At 46.3% G+C, this 19,634-nt stretch carries 21 protein-coding genes; 14 read left to right on the forward strand and 7 right to left on the reverse strand.

Translation table 11 applies throughout. The features are described from left to right. Positions 1-24: 24 nt before the first annotated feature. Entirely contained in the window at positions 25-195 is a 171-nt protein-coding gene (locus QUA88_RS05225; RefSeq protein WP_333055726.1) for a hypothetical protein, read from the reverse strand. A gap of 202 nt (positions 196-397) precedes the next feature. After that, positions 398-898, reverse strand: coding sequence for a hypothetical protein (locus tag QUA88_RS05230; protein ID WP_333055727.1), 501 nt, complete (start codon positions 896-898; stop codon positions 398-400). Positions 899-978: 80 nt separating this feature from the next. Between QUA88_RS05230 and QUA88_RS05235 the strand changes: the two genes are divergently transcribed. Continuing rightward, positions 979-1,530 (forward strand): DUF2854 domain-containing protein, encoded by a 552-nt coding sequence (locus tag QUA88_RS05235; protein WP_333055728.1) that lies wholly within the window; start codon positions 979-981, stop codon positions 1,528-1,530. Positions 1,531-1,853: 323 nt separating this feature from the next. Here QUA88_RS05235 and QUA88_RS05240 read toward each other — a convergent pair whose 3' ends face one another. From QUA88_RS05240 to QUA88_RS05250, 3 genes are all read right to left on the reverse strand, one after another. Then, on the reverse strand, positions 1,854-2,198 hold the full coding sequence (locus QUA88_RS05240; RefSeq protein WP_333055729.1) for a DUF779 domain-containing protein: 345 nt from the start codon (positions 2,196-2,198) through the stop codon (positions 1,854-1,856). Positions 2,199-2,365: 167 nt separating this feature from the next. Next, positions 2,366-3,886: an acetaldehyde dehydrogenase ExaC gene (exaC, locus tag QUA88_RS05245; RefSeq protein WP_333055730.1), complete on the reverse strand. Its 1,521-nt coding sequence runs from the start codon at positions 3,884-3,886 to the stop codon at positions 2,366-2,368. Between the two features lie 596 nt (positions 3,887-4,482). Further along, complete coding sequence (locus QUA88_RS05250) at positions 4,483-4,662, reverse strand: hypothetical protein (RefSeq protein ID WP_333270609.1); 180 nt, start codon at positions 4,660-4,662, stop codon at positions 4,483-4,485. A 433-nt stretch (positions 4,663-5,095) separates the two neighbouring features. Here QUA88_RS05250 and QUA88_RS05255 point away from each other — a divergent pair, with 433 nt between their 5' ends. The 8 genes from QUA88_RS05255 (at position 5,096) to QUA88_RS05290 (ending at position 11,086) form a co-directional block, all read left to right on the forward strand. After that, the gene (locus QUA88_RS05255) at positions 5,096-6,316 is read left to right on the forward strand and encodes a phytochelatin synthase family protein (RefSeq protein ID WP_333270612.1); all 1,221 of its coding nucleotides are present in this window, start codon (positions 5,096-5,098) and stop codon (positions 6,314-6,316) included. After that, positions 6,300-6,590 (forward strand): hypothetical protein, encoded by a 291-nt coding sequence (locus QUA88_RS05260; RefSeq protein WP_333270615.1) that lies wholly within the window; start codon positions 6,300-6,302, stop codon positions 6,588-6,590. The genes QUA88_RS05255 and QUA88_RS05260 overlap by 17 nt, the downstream gene beginning before the upstream one ends. 123 nt (positions 6,591-6,713) lie before the next feature. After that, on the forward strand, positions 6,714-7,001 hold the full coding sequence (locus tag QUA88_RS05265; RefSeq protein ID WP_333270618.1) for a hypothetical protein: 288 nt from the start codon (positions 6,714-6,716) through the stop codon (positions 6,999-7,001). A gap of 1 nt (position 7,002) precedes the next feature. Beyond that, entirely contained in the window at positions 7,003-7,353 is a 351-nt protein-coding gene (locus QUA88_RS05270) for a helix-turn-helix transcriptional regulator (protein WP_333270621.1), read from the forward strand. After that, entirely contained in the window at positions 7,350-8,249 is a 900-nt protein-coding gene (locus tag QUA88_RS05275; protein ID WP_333270623.1) for an ImmA/IrrE family metallo-endopeptidase, read from the forward strand. The genes QUA88_RS05270 and QUA88_RS05275 overlap by 4 nt, the downstream gene beginning before the upstream one ends. After that, on the forward strand, positions 8,242-9,012 hold the full coding sequence (locus tag QUA88_RS05280) for a thymidylate synthase (protein WP_333270626.1): 771 nt from the start codon (positions 8,242-8,244) through the stop codon (positions 9,010-9,012). Before QUA88_RS05275 ends, QUA88_RS05280 begins: the two co-directional genes overlap by 8 nt. A gap of 37 nt (positions 9,013-9,049) precedes the next feature. Beyond that, the gene (locus tag QUA88_RS05285) at positions 9,050-10,177 is read left to right on the forward strand and encodes a nucleotide kinase domain-containing protein (protein WP_333270628.1); all 1,128 of its coding nucleotides are present in this window, start codon (positions 9,050-9,052) and stop codon (positions 10,175-10,177) included. A gap of 18 nt (positions 10,178-10,195) precedes the next feature. Continuing rightward, positions 10,196-11,086: a nucleoside triphosphate pyrophosphohydrolase family protein gene (locus tag QUA88_RS05290; RefSeq protein ID WP_333270631.1), complete on the forward strand. Its 891-nt coding sequence runs from the start codon at positions 10,196-10,198 to the stop codon at positions 11,084-11,086. 45 nt (positions 11,087-11,131) lie between these two features. Here QUA88_RS05290 and acpS read toward each other — a convergent pair whose 3' ends face one another. Next, entirely contained in the window at positions 11,132-11,512 is a 381-nt protein-coding gene (gene acpS, locus QUA88_RS05295; RefSeq protein WP_333270633.1) for a holo-ACP synthase, read from the reverse strand. 100 nt (positions 11,513-11,612) lie between these two features. Further along, positions 11,613-12,089 carry a DUF1643 domain-containing protein gene (locus tag QUA88_RS05300; protein WP_333270636.1) on the reverse strand — a complete coding sequence of 159 codons (477 nt, stop codon included), beginning with the start codon at positions 12,087-12,089 and terminating at the stop codon, positions 11,613-11,615. A 400-nt stretch (positions 12,090-12,489) separates the two neighbouring features. Here QUA88_RS05300 and fbp point away from each other — a divergent pair, with 400 nt between their 5' ends. From fbp to opcA, 5 genes are all read left to right on the forward strand, one after another. Beyond that, positions 12,490-13,563 carry a class 1 fructose-bisphosphatase gene (fbp, locus tag QUA88_RS05305; RefSeq protein ID WP_333270639.1) on the forward strand — a complete coding sequence of 358 codons (1,074 nt, stop codon included), beginning with the start codon at positions 12,490-12,492 and terminating at the stop codon, positions 13,561-13,563. A 207-nt stretch (positions 13,564-13,770) separates the two neighbouring features. Beyond that, positions 13,771-14,925 (forward strand): transaldolase, encoded by a 1,155-nt coding sequence (gene tal, locus QUA88_RS05310; RefSeq protein WP_333207695.1) that lies wholly within the window; start codon positions 13,771-13,773, stop codon positions 14,923-14,925. A gap of 503 nt (positions 14,926-15,428) precedes the next feature. After that, positions 15,429-16,274, forward strand: coding sequence for a hypothetical protein (locus tag QUA88_RS05315; RefSeq protein WP_333055740.1), 846 nt, complete (start codon positions 15,429-15,431; stop codon positions 16,272-16,274). A 3-nt stretch (positions 16,275-16,277) separates the two neighbouring features. Then, positions 16,278-17,807 (forward strand): glucose-6-phosphate dehydrogenase, encoded by a 1,530-nt coding sequence (gene zwf / locus QUA88_RS05320; protein ID WP_333055741.1) that lies wholly within the window; start codon positions 16,278-16,280, stop codon positions 17,805-17,807. Between the two features lie 162 nt (positions 17,808-17,969). Then, positions 17,970-19,334, forward strand: coding sequence for a glucose-6-phosphate dehydrogenase assembly protein OpcA (gene opcA / locus QUA88_RS05325; RefSeq protein WP_333055742.1), 1,365 nt, complete (start codon positions 17,970-17,972; stop codon positions 19,332-19,334). The last annotated feature ends 300 nt before the right edge of the window (positions 19,335-19,634 follow it).

Here is a 19,634-nt window from a genome sequence, read left to right on the forward strand (position 1 = left end):
TACTGACTAATGACTACTGACTACTTAACTGTTAAAAGTACGCTTGAATTCTTCTAAGAGATCATCAATTTCTTCGATCGCCTGACTCACATCTATTCTCAGGGATCCCAAGTCCGATCGATCTAACAGCCGCACGAGGGATTCCCGCTTGACTTCGATCTGTGCTACGCGCTCTTTGAGTGTTTGTGCATCCATGGTTTTTTGCCTTTGCTACTATTAACAAAAATATTTGACATTCCCCCCTGCGAACAGACGGAGATTCTTAATTCACCGACATCCCTTTTTGGGCAAATCCTTCACTGTTTTTATATGGTAAGTGATGAACCTGCTCAGGATTTTTTGGTCTGTGTTATAGTTTGATTGTACATCAAAACCTCAGCCAAACTTCAGCCACATTTTAGCGCAAAAAAGGCGGACGTTTGGTATCTGCGGGTTTATTTTTCATCATTCCAGCTAAAAATCGCTTCAGGGCTTTCTCCCGGTTTTTCATAAAAGCCGCCCAAAATCCCGGTTGATATTCATCCATTGTCTTGGCTAGGGCCCAGACATCGATCGCTAAGATATTATAAAGCCTTTCATCTTCGCGCTTGAGCGAGTTAATCTGCTCCAGAACCGCCTTGTTTGCTCCAGCAGTTTGTTTGTCTTCGTCTTTAATCATGTCCGAAAAATGGTTGAAAGGGCAAGAGTGTCGATCGCGATCGCCACTCTGTATACTTTGATGATACTGCCGATCTCGATTGCCTTCTGGAACCAAAGCCGCGCAATTAACACGGATATTTACCAATGGCGCGCCCGGACGAGTCCGGCTGGATAAGCTTCTGAAGCTAGAGACAAGACTGTGGATGCACACCGCTCCCGCGCTCATCGATGCTAGCAGTTTTTGCAGGTCTTTTGGCAAAAAAACTAAATTTATTCAAGACTTTTTGACAGATAATAATTAAAGTATATTTTTTCTGTCCGACTACTTACCTCACTAATATGTTACGTAAAATTTCTTTAGCAAACCTAGCCTTAGTTGTGGGCGGTATTATAGCAGCAGTCGGTTTCGGAGCCTACTTCACAGACAGACCTACCCTGAACCTAGCCGGTTTTTTTTATGGAATTCCGCTGTTGCTAGGAGGTTTGGCCCTGAAAGCCGCCGAACTCGAACCGGTGGAGTTCACCGAACCTACCTCTGCTGAAGTTCTTCTCCTGCGAGAAAGTCAGGCCACAGATACTCAAAACCAAGTCCGCAAAGATGTCACCCGATTTCGCTACGGCCAACCCGCGCACTTAGATGATGCTTTGGAGCGCTTGGGCTTAGCCCCGACAGACGAGGAACGGCCTCTCCTGCAAGGGTTGCGGGAAGTTGATGTTGATGGTGCTTATGGGTTAATTTTAGAGTTTTATTCGCCACTACTGCCGATCGACTTATGGGAAGAAAAGCAAGACAAAATAGCTACTTTTTTTGGGCCCGGTTTGCGCGCACAAGTGACTCAAAAGGCTGGTGACAAAATTGAATTGGCTCTAATTAAAAATACTCAAGTTTAAAGTATTCTGAAGTTTTGAGTGCAGAAATTTTGAAGTCGCCAATTAATAATTAATCCTGCACCGGCTCAGATACTGATTTTAGCGGCAGCGTGAAACCTGTCGCTATCAACAAAAGCTCAATCCGCAATTGGGCGATCGCCAAAATTGGATTTTCCTTCATTACAATAGTGATCGGCAATCTTACAGCAATTTGCGACCAAATTGCTGTAGATCAAAACTTAAATAAAAATAGGTTTTTTCGCTGCCATGAAAGAAACCGGGTTTCAGGCTTAAGCAAATTCATGTTTTTAGAGAAACTGCAGGCAAGTTAAGGATAAACAGAGTTAATCAGCATTAACAAACAAGCGAGAACGAGTAATAAAACGCTCTCCCTCCGGCCCTTCTAGGGAAAAATCGCTGCCTCCTGGCCCCGATGCCACGTCTATAATTAACTGCGTGTGCTGCCAATATTTGTATTGCTGCGCTGCAATATAAAAGGGACAACCGCCTATTTCGCCCAGCAATACGTCACCATCACCGATTATCAATTCGCCATCGGGAAAGCACATGGGGGAACTACCGTCGCAGCAGCCGCCGGATTGGTGAAACATCAATTGTCCGTGTTGAGTTTTGAGATGGTTGATTAATTTTAAAGCGGCTTCTGTTGCGGTGACTTTGGCAGTTTCCATTGCAGTCTCTTTGTGTAGCAATTTTATTTCGTTTTTGAATGAGATTTTTTTTTATAAACCGCAGAGGGCGCAGAGGGCGCAGAGAAGGAGAGGAAAGAGAGAAAGAAGGAGTTCGCGAATCATTGAAGTTTGTCTTTCTTCTTTCTTTCTTCCCAATGACTAAAATCTTAGAAGAAACCTAATGCTTTCGGGCTGTAGCTGACTAACAAATTCTTGGTTTGCTGGTAGTGATCTAACATCATTTTGTGATTTTCGCGGCCGATACCGGATGATTTGTAGCCGCCGAATGCTGCGTGGGCTGGATATAGGTGATAGCAGTTTGTCCACACGCGGCCTGCTTGAACGGCGCGGCCCATGCGGTAGGCGGTGTTGATGTCGCGAGTCCAAACTCCGGCACCTAAACCGTAGAGGGTATCGTTGGCAATTTCTAATGCTTCGGCTTCGTCTTTGAAGGTGGTTACTGCTAATACTGGGCCGAAGATTTCTTCTTGGAAAATTCGCATTTTGTTGTTTCCTTTGAAGACTGTTGGCTGGAAGTAATAGCCGTCTTGCAAGTCGCCGGATAAGATGTTTCTTTCGCCACCAATGAGGCATTCTGCGCCTTCGGCGTGACCGATTTTGACGTATTCGGCGATTTTTTCCATCTGGTTGATGGAGACTTGCGCGCCGAGGGCGGTTGTCGGATCTAAGGGGTTGTCTTGTTTGATTTGGCGGATGCGATCGATCGCCCTTTCCATGAATCGATCGTAGATTGACTCCTGAATTAAGGCGCGGGAGGGACAGGTGCACACTTCGCCTTGATTAAATGCAAACATGACTAATCCTTCGACTGCTTTGTCGAGGAATTCGTCGTCTTGGGCGCAGATATCTTCAAAGAAAATGTTGGGAGATTTGCCACCTAGTTCTAGGGTGACGGGGATGACGTTTTGGGAGGCGTATTGCATGATTAGCCTGCCGGTGGTGGTTTCCCCGGTGAAGGCGACTTTGGCAATCCGGGGACTGGTGGCGAGGGTTTTGCCGATTTCGGCGCCGGGCCCGTTTATTACGTTGATAACGCCGTCTGGTACTAAGTCGGCGATGATTTCCATCAGTACCAAGATTGAGGCGGGGGTGGGGCCTGCTGGTTTGAGCACGACGCAGTTTCCGGCGGCGAGGGCTGGGGCGAGTTTCCAGGCGGCCATTAATATCGGGAAGTTCCACGGGATGATTTGTCCGATGACGCCTAGGGGTTCGTGGAAGTGGTAGGCGACTGTTGTTCCGTCGAGTTCGCCGATCGACCCTTCTTGAGCTCGGATGCAGCTTGCGAAGTAGCGGAAATGGTCGATCGCCAGCGGTATGTCTGCGAGGCGGGTTTCGCGAATTGGTTTGCCGTTGTCCCAGGTTTCGGCGATGGCGAGGCGATCGAGGTTTTCTTCGATGCGATCGGCTATTTTGTGTAAAACCCGCGCCCTATCGGCTGGGGAAGTCTTACCCCACTTGTCTTTCGCGGCGTGGGCGGCATCCAGTGCCAATTCTACATCCTCGGCGGTCGATCGGGGGATTTGACAAATTGATTTTCCTGTAATTGGAGACAGGTTTTCCGAGTATTTCCCTTTCACCGGTGGCACCCACTTGCCGCCGATAAAGTTGTCGTAGCGAGTTTGAAAAATCGACTGACTGCCGGATTGAACAGGTGCTGCTACTACCATTTTATTACCTGATTAAAATTTGTTTTCGCTGGCAATTGAAATCTCTTGCATATCAACTATCGTCTATTTTCCGCAACTTCGGTCAGTTCATATACAAAATTTTACATTTTTCCAAAATTTTGCAGTCCCTGTAGGGGCGGGTTCACCAACAATCTGAGGCTAAAACAAACCATCTCAAAAACCCGCCTCCACCCTACGGTAAACACTATTATTAATTAACTGTTCCAGTATCGTTTATTTTCGCTCTCTTCGGTCAGTTTATATACGAGGTTTTACATTTTTAAATTATTTCGCAGTCCCTGTAGGGGCGGGTTTACCAACAATATCTGGCTAAAACAAACAATCTCAAAAACCCGCCCCCACCCAACGGTAAACACTATTAATTAACTGTTCAATTCTCGTCTATTTTCGATAAGTTCGGTCAGTTCATATACAAAATTTTACATTTTTAAATTATTTTGCAGTCCCTGTAGGGGCGGGTTCACCAACAATCTCTGGCTAAAACCAACAATCTCAAAAACCCGCCCCCACCCAACGGCAAACACTATTAATTAACTGTGATGCAGCTCTCCTTTGTGCTGCTATAAAAACATCCGCTAGCTGATAGTAATTTTTGACGAATGGCGGGTGGTGCCAACCAAAAATGGAGCCAAAATGGGGGCTGTAAGGTATTTGGTAATTCCCATATCGTTATCAGCAACCTCAATATAAATCTCCTGAGCATCGACCACTTTAGTGCCAATCCAAATCACCGAGTTAAATTTGAGTGATTGCAACTATTACAACTTTTGATCCGACTCTTATAAAACATCGCGTAATTAAGGCTATTCATAAAAGTTTAATTTATCAGAGATGTTGCACCATTCTCAATAAGCTTTTATGAACAGGCTTTCCGGCCTGTTCCACAAGAAAATTCACTCTTTGTGGAACAGGCCGGAAAGCCTGTTCTTGAGAAGGGTGCTGTGAGATTAATCCAAGCTGCCTACCGCTCAATCTGTGGCAAATAGCCGAATTATTTCCTCACCTTGATGCCTAGCCGTCCGTCACAAATAATCACGTTTTTTAAATTTGCACCCCAAAACTCAAACCATCGCAGCGTTTTATTGCTAAAATTGAAAAAAATAGTAAATAAGTGCATTCATCATTATCAATGTGACGATTTTGCATAATATTTATTAGCACCATCAGCAATAAGGGTTAAAACACTCAATGTCTGCTCAAGGGTTTTATCGTCGTTCACTCCCCGATTCTGCTATTGCCTTTTCCTCCGTAGAGGGAAAGCAAATATTTCGAGAAGCCTTGGCATTGGGAGGTATGGAAGGGTATTTTGCTCTAGCGGAACAGTTTCACACTCAAGCAGAACCCGCTTTTTGTGGATTGGGTAGTTTAGTTGTTGTTCTTAATGCCTTATCCATCGATCCGGGTCGCATTTGGAAAGGGGTGTGGAGATGGTATGGAGAGGAATTTTTAGACTGTTGCTTACCTCTTTGGGTCATTAAAGAAAACGGTATCACCTTTGATGAGTTTGTCTGTATAGCACGTTGCAACGGTGCTGTTGTAAAACCTAACCGTTACCACCAAAGCAGCTTGGAAAACTTTCGGCAAGCTGTTGAGGAGGTGACTGCGGCATCAGGTGATATTCATCTAGTTGTTTCCTACAGCCGAAAGGTATTGGGACAAACCGGTGATGGTCACTTCTCACCAATTGGTGGCTATCATCCACAGCGGGATCTAGTTCTTCTGCTGGATGTTGCCCGTTTCAAATATCCACCTCACTGGGTTTCTCTGCCTTTGTTATGGCAAGCATTTGAACCTCTCGATTCCGTCACTAATCAATGTCGAGGTTATATTTCCTTGCAGAAGAGTGAAAGGTTGCCAGAAACCTTTTTTCATGTTGCTTGTGATTTACATCAGTGGGGTAGTGTTGCTACTTACTTTGCAGAAATACTCCCCGACATTGTGAGAAAAGAGCAACCTGATTCAATTGCTTCATTTGTCAGTACCCTTCTGCACCATTGGCCTGTTGAATTCACAACTATGCTGCATACCTCGTCAGAAACGGCAGAGACACTTGAGAAATTACGGGCAGCTATTCAGTTAAATTCACTGTTTGATATTGTTCACCAATGCTTGTCAAGCGATGACTGGGATGCAATGTCTGTTGTAGGGAAGTGGTCGCAACAGCCATTCGTAGCAGAGATAATAACAGCAATATTACTCTCGTGCCCCGAAACGCTTTATGCAACTCTCAAACCTGAGTTACGACTGTGGTTTAGTGATGTTCGCCACCTTGAGAAACTACTCCCTCCCTGGGATGTAGAGATATCTAGATTGAGAGAACAAATGTCAGCACTCCAAGAGTTTTACATTTTATATTCAAAGGCACATCAGTGTAATATCCCTAGTGGGGGCTTTGGAAACTGGGAATGAAAACTGGCTGCGCTGCGCCCTCCAAGACAAAATTCACCAGCCTTACCGCCAATCTCTGATTCAGGGATATGAAGCGGTGCAGCAAGCCGCCCTGAATGCAGGGGCCTATGGAATGGTAATTAGCGGTGCCAGGCCAACACTTTTAGCTTTAACGGAGGTGGCTAACGCTGAGGCGGTTGAGAGGGAAATGGCGGCTGCTTGGATGGAATTTGGGGTAAAGGCTGATGTAAGGGCGATCGCGATCGACACCCAAGGAGCACAAATCTCCACTTAGTTACTGGTAAGGTGTGTACCCTTTCGGGTAAACGCATCTTAAAAATTCTCGACCACCTGTGCTTGACAACCTATAAGCGTATGTGTAAGAATATCTTACATAAAGTAAGAAACCGGTCGCATCATGAACCCAAACGATGTGGAGGCAAAGCTCATAGAGGTGCTTCACGAAATTCAAAGCGACAGTGGATACGACGGAAGCCAAATTAGGGGAACAACCTGTCCCCTGACTAATCTTGAGGGGTTTGACAGTCTGATCTGCCCTGTCGCGATCGGTATGCTTGCTAGCACACTTAACGTGAATATACCTAACAACAAAAACATCTTTCTCTCGGAAGATGGCAAGCGACAACTTACCATCAGCGAATCAGCAGCTATGGTCTGCGAGATCGTCAATAAAGGAGAGACTTAGTATGAGTCAGACAGATAAAAAAAAAGCAATTATCGCGAACCGCATTCGCGAAGCTCGTAAAATGGCCGGTCTCTCGCAGGCTCAGGTCGCCAAGATGCTGGGTATTCACCGACCCTCCGTTTCAGAGATAGAAGCTGGCAATAGAAGTGTTTCTGCACAAGAAATGGCAAAACTTGCTGAAATTTTCGACGTAAGTACGTCGTGGCTAATGGGTGAAGGGGCAGAAAAAGTTGATGTCCGCGATAACAAACTTCAGCTAGCGGCCAGAGAACTTCAGAAGCTGAAGCCAGAAGACCTCGACAGACTTCTAACAATACTTGCCTCAATGCGAAGTGGAGGAGAAAAACTGTGACCAATAAAACTACTTACTTCAATACGAAGCGAGAGAAACAAACTTTGGCTCAAAAGGCCATGTGCAAATCAATAGATGTGCGGAGGCAAACTGGTTTCGATCTCAAAAGTCCGATCTGTATTTATGGTTTGTGCGACCAGCTAAATGTCAGGGTCAGGTTTGTTGAAATCAGCAGCATGGAAGGGATGTATTGCAAAGAAGAAAAGCCGGTAATATTACTTTCAGGACTGCGGCCATTTCCACGACGCACTTTTACTTGCGCTCACGAACTAGGGCACCACATTTTTGGACACGGTTTAAGAGTCGATGAGCTGATAGAAGACTCAGAAAAATCTCAGGCTTTTAATAACCCAGATGAGTTTCTGGTTAATTCCTTTGCAGCTTTCTTGCTAATGCCAACTTTGGGACTGCGAAAAGCTTTTGTCGAGCGCGGATGGGATGTTGCTTGTGCAACACCAATTCAGATTTTTACGATCGCCTGCAATTTTGGTGTTGGGTACGAGACTTTAATAAATCACATGACCTATGCCCTAAAAATGATCGATCGAACACAAGCTTCCTTACTTCTCAAAGTTAAGCCCAAAACTATCCGACAACAGATAGTCGGATACCCATCTTCCGAGCCATTAATTATTGCTGACGAACATTGGTCAATTCCTACCATTGATGCCGAAGTCGGAAGCCAATTGCTATTACCAAGTACCGCAGAGGCAGCCAATCCGACTATTACTTTTCAAGAAGACCGTCCAAATGGTCGTCTTTTTCGAGCTAACCGTCCCGGCATCGTGCGCGTCTACTGTCGCAATACAAATTGGGCAGTCTTTGTTCGCGTTTCCCGCCATCAATTCGTTGGTTTAAGTCAATATCGACACCTTGAGGAGGCAGAAGATGAGTAGCAGTTCACCTCTTGTTATTGAAGAAACAAATCTTTCCCACGCTTGGAGTCGTGCATTCCTCCATATCATCGATAATCCCGGCAAGGAAGTTTCGCCACTATTGATCACCTTAACAGGCTTTACCAATGGTATGCCCAACGAAGACCAAGCTATTCGAGATGCTCTTGATAACTGCCTCAAAATTAACAACGAACAGTCAGTTCACACCGTTGCAAATACAATCTTTCCTGCTTCATACTGGCAAAGGTCTAAGCATGACCGAAATAAATTATTTCATACCTACCTCGAAAATTTTCCCAGAATTCAAGCTCTCGCACCCAAGAAAAACAAGCGCGGTCTTTACTTTGAAAGATTGATCGCGTATGGTTCTGGGCCTAATAATGGCAACCAACTCGAATACATCATTTCCCAGTACAAGTCACGTACTGGAGTTAGAAGATCGATGTTTCAAGCCTCGATTTTTGATCCAGCACGAGATCATGTTATCGATCCACGAATTCCCTTCCCTTGCCTCCAACACGTCAGCTTTATACCCCACAAAAAAAGCTTGATACTGAACGCCTTTTATGCTACTCAACTGTTGTTTAACAAAGCCTATGGTAATTACTTAGGTCTGTGCAAGCTGGGAGATTTCATGGCTCATGAAATGGGACTAAGCTTCGAGCGCATGAACTGCTTTGTAGGTGTAGCAAAGATGGACAATATCAAAAAAAAATGTCCCACTCTAGAGGAACTTAAAAAAGTGGCGCGTCAGGCAGTATAATTAAGAGCGATCGCACTGAAATCCAGCAGGATTTAATATGATAAACAAACGCTCAAAACAAGCCGATGCAAATGTTAGCCTACCGAGCAAACAACTGAGTTTTGAACTTGGTGATTATGGCAAAAAAACCAGATTAGCACCTATAATAATCTCGCACATTCTGCCTGCAAAGCCTACCGTTGTGTTCGATAGTTACTGGCGATTTGCCGCCGAAAGGCAGAAGATATTCTTCAAAAAATTAGAGAATGCACAAATACCTTGGACTGACGATCAAATCCTTTCTACATACAAATTTACCAATGCGTATAGAGCATCCGATCGCACAAGCCAGTACCTAATACGCAACGTCATTTACCGGAATGATCTTCCTGCTTCAAGCAAGGAAGTATTCTTTAGGATTATGATCTTCAAATTGTTCAACAAAATAGAAACTTGGCAGCTTTTAGAGAACAAAATTGGTTCCATAATTTACGCAGAATATTCATTCGATCGCTACGATCGAGTTCTCACAGAAGCCATGAAGTCAGAGCAGACAATCTATTCTGCCGCATACATCATGCCATCAGGAGGAAAAACTTTTGGACACACTGCAAAGCACCGCAATCACCTGAAATTGATCGAGCTGATGATGGCTGACGAACTGCCTCATAAGCTAGCAGATGCAACGAATATGCACAAGGGATTCGATTTGCTGCGCGAATACCCAACCCTAGGCGATTTTTTGGCTTACCAATTTATTACCGATGTTAACTATAGCGAGATTACCAACTTTAGCGAGATGGATTTTGTAATTCCTGGGCCAGGAGCGCTCGACGGTATCCGCAAATGTTTTCTCGATTTAGGCGGACTGAATGAACCAGAAATCATCAAGTTTATGGCAGATATTCAAGAATCTGAGTTTGAGCGACTCGGACTTGATTTTAAGTCGCTATGGGGACGAAATCTGCAACTTATTGATTGCCAAAATTTGTTCTGCGAAGTCGATAAATATGCTCGGATGAAACATCCCGATATTGCCGGAATATCAGGCCGCACTCGGATCAAGCAGAAATACTCAGCTAACACGCAACCCGTCGCTTACTGGTATCCGCCGAAGTGGGGAATTAACCAGGCTATTGAAGAATACAGAGCAGCCAAAGCTGACACTCAGTTTAAGCCAAAATAGAATCTCAAGGAGTGAAGTATGGATTTTCACGAATATCAAGAACAGGCGCTGAAAACAGATCGAGTTCCTACTAAAAGTGGAGACGGAATTATAGTGCCTCTACTCGGTTTGGCAGGTGAAGCGGGTTCGCTGCTCACCGAGTACAAAAAACACCTTCGAGATGGAGCTGCTCACAAACTTTTCAAAGAGGCCATCGCAGAAGAGTTAGGAGATTTGCTCTGGTATGTTGCCAACGTGGCAAGCAAATTCGATCTCGATTTGGAAAAAGTTGCAAAAGGTAATATTGAAAAGTGTCGCGCTCGTTGGGGATGGAGAGATTCATTACAGACAGATGTCAGCACTACTGGATACATATTTGATGGTGGCTTTCCCGAAAACGAATGTTTACCACGGCAGTTTATAGTCGAGATTACTGAAGTGAACCAAAATAACTCAGTTAAAATGAAGGCATTCATCGACGGAAAACAGATTGGGAATGACCTCACTGACAACTCTTATTCCAGCGACGGCTATCGCTTTCATGACGTTTTTCATCTCTCTTATGTCGCGGTTTTGGGCTGGTCGCCAGTTATCCGCAGCAACTTAAAACTTAAGCGCAAAAGCAATCCCCGCATTGACGAAGTAGAAGACGGGGGTCGAGCAATAGCTATTGAGGAAGGCTTGTCAGCTCTCGTGTTCAGCTATGCTAAGGATCACAACTTTTTAGAAGGAGTTGTCGCTCTTGATGACCAACTGCTGAAAACTATCAAAAATATGAGTTCGCACCTAGAAGTTGCTCAGTGTTCGCACGGCGATTGGGAGGAGGCGATTCTTACGGGCTACGAAGTCTGGCGGCAGGTGGAAAAAAATCGCGGAGGAACGGTTGTTGTTGACATCGACGCACGCTCGATAACCTATGCAGAAAAATAATTTTTTTTTTGAAGTATTGATATAAAAAGCTAACTGAGCGGGGGTTTAACCAACAGCAATAGCACTCGCTACTACATATGACGGCGTATGACTTATGCTCAACAACCACATGGCAATGCCGAGTTCTGCTGCGATTTCTTGACATCTGCCATACAGCACTACTAACGGTTTACCTGTTGGCAAACGTTGGATTTCAATATCAGTCCACGAAATTCCCTGGCTCCACCCCGTACCAATAGCTTTAAGCACTGCTTCTTTAGCTGCAAAACGACCTGCAAAGTATTGGATGCGGTTGGCATCGGAGCCTGCACCACTGCACTCTGTTACTGTAAAGCATCGCGTTTCAAAATGATGCCCTGACCGTTCTATTAGTTTTTTGATGTCTTTGATTTCAACAATATCAATGCCGTGACCGATAATACTCACATTGTTAGTTTGTCTATACAGTTAATTTAAAGAATAATTGCATAAATTTGTCTCTTTGACAAAACTTTTTGCAATGTTTAACAAAAATCTGCAAGCTAATTTAATGCGGGTAAGAGAGAGGAGTTGTGCTGCTTCTAACGTACAGCGGGTGGCGCGGATGGCCTATCTGGGTAATTCCCAGGCAGTAGAGATTCTCACGGGACATCAGCCAAGAGGAAACGGTTTGGTATCGGTTCCTCAAGCTGCCCCGATTGCCCCAAGCCACAATAATTCGATCGGCTCGCTCCACAGCTTCTTGGAGATAGCGGTCATTTTCAGGTCCCACGGGATCTAATACCACGCGCAGAATATCTGGCCGCGAGGCACGGTAAGCGAATAAATTGACTACTTCGATCGAACCGCAACCCCAAGAGCGGGCAAAGCCTAAGCATCGGCGGAGTGTGGGATCGTCAGTATTTGCATCCGCACGACTGGGATTGAGCATAACGAAGGCTACTCTAGGAGCATTGGCGTCCCACTCCCGCCACAGAGAGTAGCGGTAGAGTCCTGTGGGATCGATCGCTGCGCCTTGTTTCATAATTTGTTTCATTTGAATGCCCTGGAAAATTTTAGCCGTCAGACTTCGCTTCTGTCAGCTCAACAATAAATTTCTTAGAGCAACTGTCAAAACGGTCAGGACGTTCTTAATCGCTGAAAACATCCTTAATTATTGCATTTTCCTTCTTTGTTCCGCTCTTCCTCAGCGCTTAATTAAAAAATTTAGTGATTTTTAATACAATTCCCGACTCAACACTCGATCGAACTCCTCAATTTTCGATGGGGATCTAAAATTCACCTAAAGTTCGACGCCCGATCGCAAAACCCTTCCTAAGATAGAACTTGGGGGACGATCGACCTAAAAGCCGATTCAGGGGCAAACGCCTTGCACCTGAAAATCCCCAACTAGCAAGCCGCAAGACAGGGAGGACATCAAAATCATGGTAAACGCGCCGACAGGGGAAACCCGCCTGGGCCCGATCGATCAGGTGCAAGCCTTAGACCGCGATTGCACAACTCTATCCCGTCACGTACTCCAGCAACTTCACAGCTTTAGTGCAGATGCTCAGGATCTCAGTGCCCTGATGAATCGCATCGGGCTGGCGGCTAAGCTGATCGCAAGGCGGCTCAGCAGAGCCGGATTAATGGAAGATGCTTTAGGGTTTACAGGGGCTGTGAACGTGCAGGGAGAATCCGTCAAAAAGATGGATATCTATGCCAATGAAGTGTTTATCTCGGTATTCCAGCAAAGCGGACTTGTCTGCCGCTTGGCTTCGGAGGAAATGGAAAAACCCTACTACATTCCCGAAAACTGTCCGATCGGGCGTTACAGTCTGCTCTACGACCCTATAGACGGTTCTTCCAATCTTGACATCAATCTCAATGTAGGCTCCATATTCAGCATCCGCAAGCAAGAGGGGGACGATGAAGATGGTTCTGCTTCCGACTTGCTGCAACATGGACACAAACAAATTGCCGCTGGCTACGTACTCTACGGCCCCAGTACCATGCTGGTTTATTCGATCGGTCAGGGTGTTCATTCCTTTACCCTCGATCCCAGTTTGGGCGAGTTTATTCTAGCTAACGAAAACATTAAGGTTCCCGATCGCGGCCCGATTTACAGCGTTAATGAAGGCAACTTCTGGCAGTGGGAGGAATCTTTGAGAGACTACATTCGCTACGTACACCGCAGCGAAGGCTACAGCGCCCGGTACGGTGGGGCTTTGGTGGGAGATTTCCACCGGATTTTATTCCAGGGAGGCGTGTTTTTGTACCCCGGAACGGTGAAAAACCCCGAGGGCAAATTGCGTTTGCTCTACGAATCGGCTCCTTTGGCGTTTTTGATGGAGCAAGCCGGCGGGCGCGCCAGTACGGGAGTTCAAGACATTTTAGACGTTGTGCCGACCAAACTGCATGAGCGATCGCCCTTGATTGTCGGCAGTAAAGAAAATGTAGCAATGGTGGAGTCTTTTATTCAAGATCGATCGCGCAATCCTAGAACAGTCCAAAAGTGAAGGAAGTTCGGCAACGAGCAATGTACGGGATGTAACGGATGTAACGGATGTAACGGATGTCAGGAAGAAGGAAGAGGGTTTTAACTTATAACTTTCGACTCCCAATTACCAATTCCCCATTGCCAATTTTCAATTACCACTTTTCAATTTTCAATTTCCAATTTCCAAGTCCCAATTAACAGCTATCAAATTGTAGGAGTTACAGTAATGACAGCAACACCAACGAATCACCTGTTAGAAATCAAAGAAATTGGCCAAAGTATCTGGATGGACAATTTGACTCGCGATCTGATCGAGTCCGGCGAACTCAAACAGATGATTGAAAGTCGGGGACTGCGCGGGATTACATCTAATCCGGCTATTTTTGAGAAAGCGATCGCGGGTAATGTGATTTACGACGCGGATATCGAAGCGGGCATCCGGGCGGGTAAATCTGTAATGGAGATTTACGAATCTCTGGTATTTGAAGATATCCGCAACGCTTGCGACATCTTCGCCCCGGTTTACGCAGAGTCGAAGGGTTTGGACGGCTACATTAGCATTGAAGTGCCACCGACGATCGCCAACGACACAGAAAGCACGATTAGCGAAGCCCTGCGCTATTACAAAGCCCTTGGCAAAGAAAACGTGATGATTAAGATTCCGGGAACCGCTGAAGGTTTGCCCGCAGTCGAGCGAGTCATCAGCGAAGGGATTAACGTTAACGTGACTTTGCTGTTCTCGGTTGACAGCTACGTCGAAACTTTCTGGGCTTACATTCGCGGTTTGGAAGCGCGGGTGGCTAAAGGTTTGGATGTGAGCAATATTGCTTCTGTTGCCAGTTTCTTCTTGAGCCGGATCGACATCAATGTCGATGGCAAGATTGATGAGAAACTCAAAAATGTCACGGATATTTCCACCAAAGCCAAACTGGAAGCGGTGAAAGGGAAAGTGGCGATCGCCAATGCGAAGGTAGCTTACCAGAAGTATAAAGAGATCGTAGCGAGCGATCGCTGGCAAGCATTAGCGGCCAAGGGAGCGAAAGTACAGCGCTTGCTGTGGGCTTCCACCAGCACCAAAAACCCCAACTACAGCGATGTCATGTACGTCGATGAACTAATCGGCCCGGACACGGTTAACACTTTGCCGCCGAACACCGTTGAAGCTTGTTTCGATCACTGCGATGTCGCACCCCGGATTGAGAACAACGTTGCAGAAGCTTACACGCTGATCGAAAGTCTCAAAGATCCCGACATTGACATCAACTTGGATCAAGTGATGGCAGACTTGCTCTTGGACGGGATTGATAAATTCGTCACCCCGTTCCAATCCCTGATGGATTCCTTGCAAGAGAAAGTGCAGAAGTTGTCACCCGTCGCCTAGACAGATATCTGTATCCTTAAAGGCAGAAGCATTTAGGAGTCGGAATAGATAATTGTTTTGGCTCTTGAGTGCTGAGTTTTGAATCTCAAACCGGGAAAATTTGAGACCAATTGGTCTCAAAAATCCGACAGAGGAAAATCAAATCCAGATTACTTTGGCTCTTGGCGCTGAGTTTTGAATCTCAAACCGGGAAAATTTGAGACCAATTGGTCTCAAAAATCCGACAGAGGAAAATCAAATCCCGATTACTTTGGCTCTTGGCGCTAAGTTTTGAATCTCGAACCGGGAAAATTTGAGACCAATTGGTCTCAAAAATCCGACAGAGGAAAATCAAATCCCGATTACTTTGGCTCTTGGCGCTAAGTTTTGAATCTCGAACCGGGAAAATTTGAGACCAATTGGTCTCAAAAATCCGACAGAGGAAAATCAACTGCCTTCTCTAGCAGAAATCTCGCCAGAAGATCCAACTCGAATTTTCCATCTCCGACCGCTGAGGAATTGCCATGCAAACTATCAATACCCTAGTAGAAACCGAATATGGCACTGCCCAACTTGATGTAGCTGAACGGACAAGGCTTCAAGAACTAGAATCCATTGTCGAACATGGACTTCAGATATTTTACGAAGTTGGCAAAGCCCTTGATGAGATTCGGGAAGAGAAACTGTACCGTGAAACTCACAAGACTTTTGAGGCTTATTGCCTTGACAACTGGGGCATCGGAAGACGGACAGCAGATCGATTTATTTCAGCAGCGCAGGTTGTCGAAAATTTGAGACCAATTGGTCTCAAAATTCCGACAAAGGAAAATCAAGTCCGTCCTCTAACAGGATTACCCCCAGAGCTACAACTCGAAATTTGGCAAGAAGCTCTGGAGTTATCGCCTAATAGTATGCCCACTGGTGCAGCAGTTCAGCGCCTGGTAGAGCGGCGATTTCCTTCAAACGGAAACGGGCGAACGCCTAAAGATAGTGCTTCGGAAGTCGAGAAGTTGCGATCGGACAATCAGCGGCTCAGAGAGCAAATCCGACAGCAAAACAGAGAAAGGGATAGGCGTGCTGCTGCTGTGGCTTTAGAGTTAGAGCAGTTGCGCTCAGAGAATAGGCAGCTAAAAGCTGAACTGCTACAGCGGGATAAGGATTGGGAAGTTCGACTGGCTTTTGAGAGGAACAAAATTCGCGAGGAGGTTAGGGGAGAACTCAGAGAGGAACTTAAGGCTGAACTCAGGGAAGAAATCAGAGCCGAAATAAAATCTGAGTATCAGGCTCAAATTAAAGAATTGACGGCTAAATATGAAGCCATAATTCAGGATTTATCAGTAAGGTTGACAGCTATGGAAGGAGCAAAATAAGAAATGGTCGCAATACTTGAAAACCCACTGCGCGTCGGTTTGCGAAAAGAACGAGTGCCGGAACCACAAATTCTGGTAATCTTCGGAGCTTCTGGGGATCTGACCCAGCGCAAACTGGTACCTGCAATTTATCAGATGAAGCGCGATCGACGCTTGCCACCGGAAACTACCGTGGTGGGAGTAGCCCGCCGCCCTTGGAGTCACGATTACTTCCGCGAGCAAATGCGCGAAGGCATAGAAGAATTTGGCGGCGGGATTGGCAATGAAGAATTTTGGCAAGAATTCGCTAAAGGTTTGTACTACTGTCCGGGCGACATAGACAACCCCGAAAGCTATCAAAAACTAAAAGCTTTCTTAGCGGAAATCGACGAAGAAAGGAGAACTCGCGGCAATCACATATTTTATCTCTCAGTTTCCCCGAACTTTTTCCCAGAAGCAATTAGGCAACTGGGCGCGGCTCAAATGCTGGTCGATCCAGTAAAACACCGCTTGGTAATTGAAAAACCCTTCGGCCGCGACTTGAGTTCGGCAAAAGCTCTCAACCGAGTCGTGCAGAAGGTTTGCCAAGAACAGCAAGTTTACCGGATAGACCACTATTTGGGTAAAGAAACTGTTCAAAATTTAATGGTGTTCCGGTTTGCTAACGCGATTTTTGAACCGCTGTGGAATCGGCAATTTGTCGATCACGTACAAATTACAGTTGCAGAAACAGTAGGCGTAGAAGACCGGGCCGGTTACTACGAATCCTCTGGGGCGTTGCGGGATATGCTGCAAAACCACTTGATGCAGATTTTCTGTCTGACGGCGATGGAACCGCCGAACTCGCTCGACGCTGACAGCATCCGCACCGAAAAGATGAAAGTTCTGCAAGCAACTCGCTTGGCAGATTTGAATAACTTGGAGTTCTCAGCGATTCGGGGTCAATATTCCGCAGGTTGGATGAAGGGCAAACAGGTGCCAGGATATCACGATGAACCGGGGGTGGCTCCCAATTCGACAACGCCGACTTTTGTGGCGATGAAGTTTATGATTGACAACTGGCGCTGGCAGGGAGTGCCTTTCTACCTGCGAACCGGCAAACGGTTGCCGAAAAAAGTTAGCGAAATTGCGATTCAGTTCCGGGAAGTTCCGCTGCTAATTTTTCAGTCCGCAGCCCAACAAACTACTCCTAACGTTTTGACCATGCGGGTGCATCCGAATGAGGGGATTTCGCTGAGGTTTGAGGCGAAAATGCCGGGGCCGGATTTGCGGACGCGGACGGTGGATATGGATTTCAGTTACGGTTCTTCGTTTGGGGTGACATCTTCGGATGCTTACGATCGCCTGTTAATTGATTGTATGCTGGGCGACCAAACTTTGTTTACCCGTTCTGATGAAGTGGAAGAAGCTTGGCGGGTGGTAACGCCGGCCTTGATGGCTTGGGAATCGTCCAACGACCAAGATTTGGTTCCTAAATACGAAGCCGGTACTTGGGAACCTGCGGAAGCAGAACTGCTAATTAACAGAGATGGCCGCAAGTGGCGAAGACTTTAAGAGCCATTAGTCAGCAGTCATTAGTCCTTAGTTATAGGTCAGCATTAGTATTAGTTATTAGCTAAGAACGGCTAACTAAGAACGGCTAACTAAGGACTAAGGACTAAGGACTAAGGACTAAGGACTAAGGACTAATAACTAATAAGAAAGGAGAAAAGATTTATGACGATGACACCGATGAAAGCTCCGCCTCTGGTTTCGCTACAAAGTCCTAAAGATGTGTCGATCGACCAAATAGAGGCCGAATTGAGTCAAATTTGGGAAAGTTACAGAGAATCGGGGTCGAAGGGCGATTTTCCGATCGCTAGTAGGGCAACAACTTTTACTTTTGTAGTCTACGAACCGGAAGAAACTCAGCGGTTATTGGCGGATCTGGGGTTTTACGACGGGCCGGTGGACGGTATTACCGGGCCGATGACGGCATCTAGCATCAGGGCGGCTCAAAAAGCTTATGGGCTGCCGAGAACAGGCAAAGCTAACGATGAATTGCTGGCGACTTTGCGGGAAGAAGTGGCTCGCAAAAATTCCACAGGCGAGGAGATGGGATCGAGTGGCTTGGGTTCCGGGGGTTCGGGGGTGGCTGACGCGATTGTGGCTGCCAATCCCTGCCGGATTATTGCTCTGTGCCCGACAGCGGGGGAAGATACGGGCGTGCAGGCTCAAGTGGCTGCTTATTGTCCGGTTCACAAGCGCACCAGTGGCAATCTGATCTGCTGCGAGTACATTACGCTGCGGGGTACGGAAGCTGCGCTGGAACGGGTGAGCGGCATTGTGACGGCGTTGACTATCGCTGATTTGCCGACGCTGCTGTGGTGGAAGGCGAATCCTGATGCCGATCGAGGTTTGTTCCAGCGGCTGGCGGCAGTTAGCAGTTCTGTGATTGTTGACTCTAGCAGCTTTGCTGAGTGTGAAGCTGAATTGCTGTTGATGCAAAGTCTGATCGAGGAGGGAATTCCGATCGCGGATCTGAATTGGCGCCGGTTGGCCGCATGGCAGGAGTTGGCTGCTGAGGCTTTTGACGCCCCGGAACGTCGCGCTGCGATTCGGGAAATCGATCGGGTGACGATCGATTACGAACAGGACAATTCTACTCAAGCGCTGATGTATTTGGGTTGGCTGGCGAGCCGGCTTCAGTGGCGTCCGGTTGCTTTCAAACAGGAAGAGGGCGATTACCACATCAAGCGAATTAAATTCGCGGGGCCGGACGAACGGGTTATCGAAGCCGAGTTGGCTGCTATTCCTACTGCTGATTCGGGCGATGTCGCGGGCGATTTGATTGCTCTGCGTTTGAATTCTACAAACGAAAAGGCTGACTGCGGTACGGTTCTGTGTTCGGAAGCGGGCGGCTGTATGCGGATGGAAACAAAGGGTGGCGCTCAAACCGATCGGTTTAACCAGGTGAGTCCTCTGTTCGATCAGGTGACGGAACAGTTGCTGGGTCAGCACCTCCAGAGTTGGGGCCGAGATGTGCTTTACGAAGAAAGTTTGGCAGTGACGGCTCAAATGCTGAAGTTAGCTAAGCGGTAAAAAGAAGTTCGGCAACGGATTGTGTAGCGGATGTAACGGATGTAACGGATGGATGGAATCAGGAGAAAGGAGAAAGGAATAAGCAAGACGGATTGAGTTAATATTCAGTGGGGCAGGCAATGTCTGCCCTACTTTTTTAGGAGTTATGAATTTTAAGTTAGGAGTTTTGAATTAATCCTGTTATTTAACTCAAAACTCTAAATTACTTCCCAAAAGCCACTAAATTACCTCTCTTCTTCTCATTCTTCCTGGGAGCATCTCATATTTGTAAAAATACTTCTTCTGGCTCCTTCCTTCTTC

It is taken from the genome of Microcoleus sp. D3_18_C2, from assembly GCF_036702395.1.
Lineage (GTDB): Bacteria > Cyanobacteriota > Cyanobacteriia > Cyanobacteriales > Microcoleaceae > Microcoleus.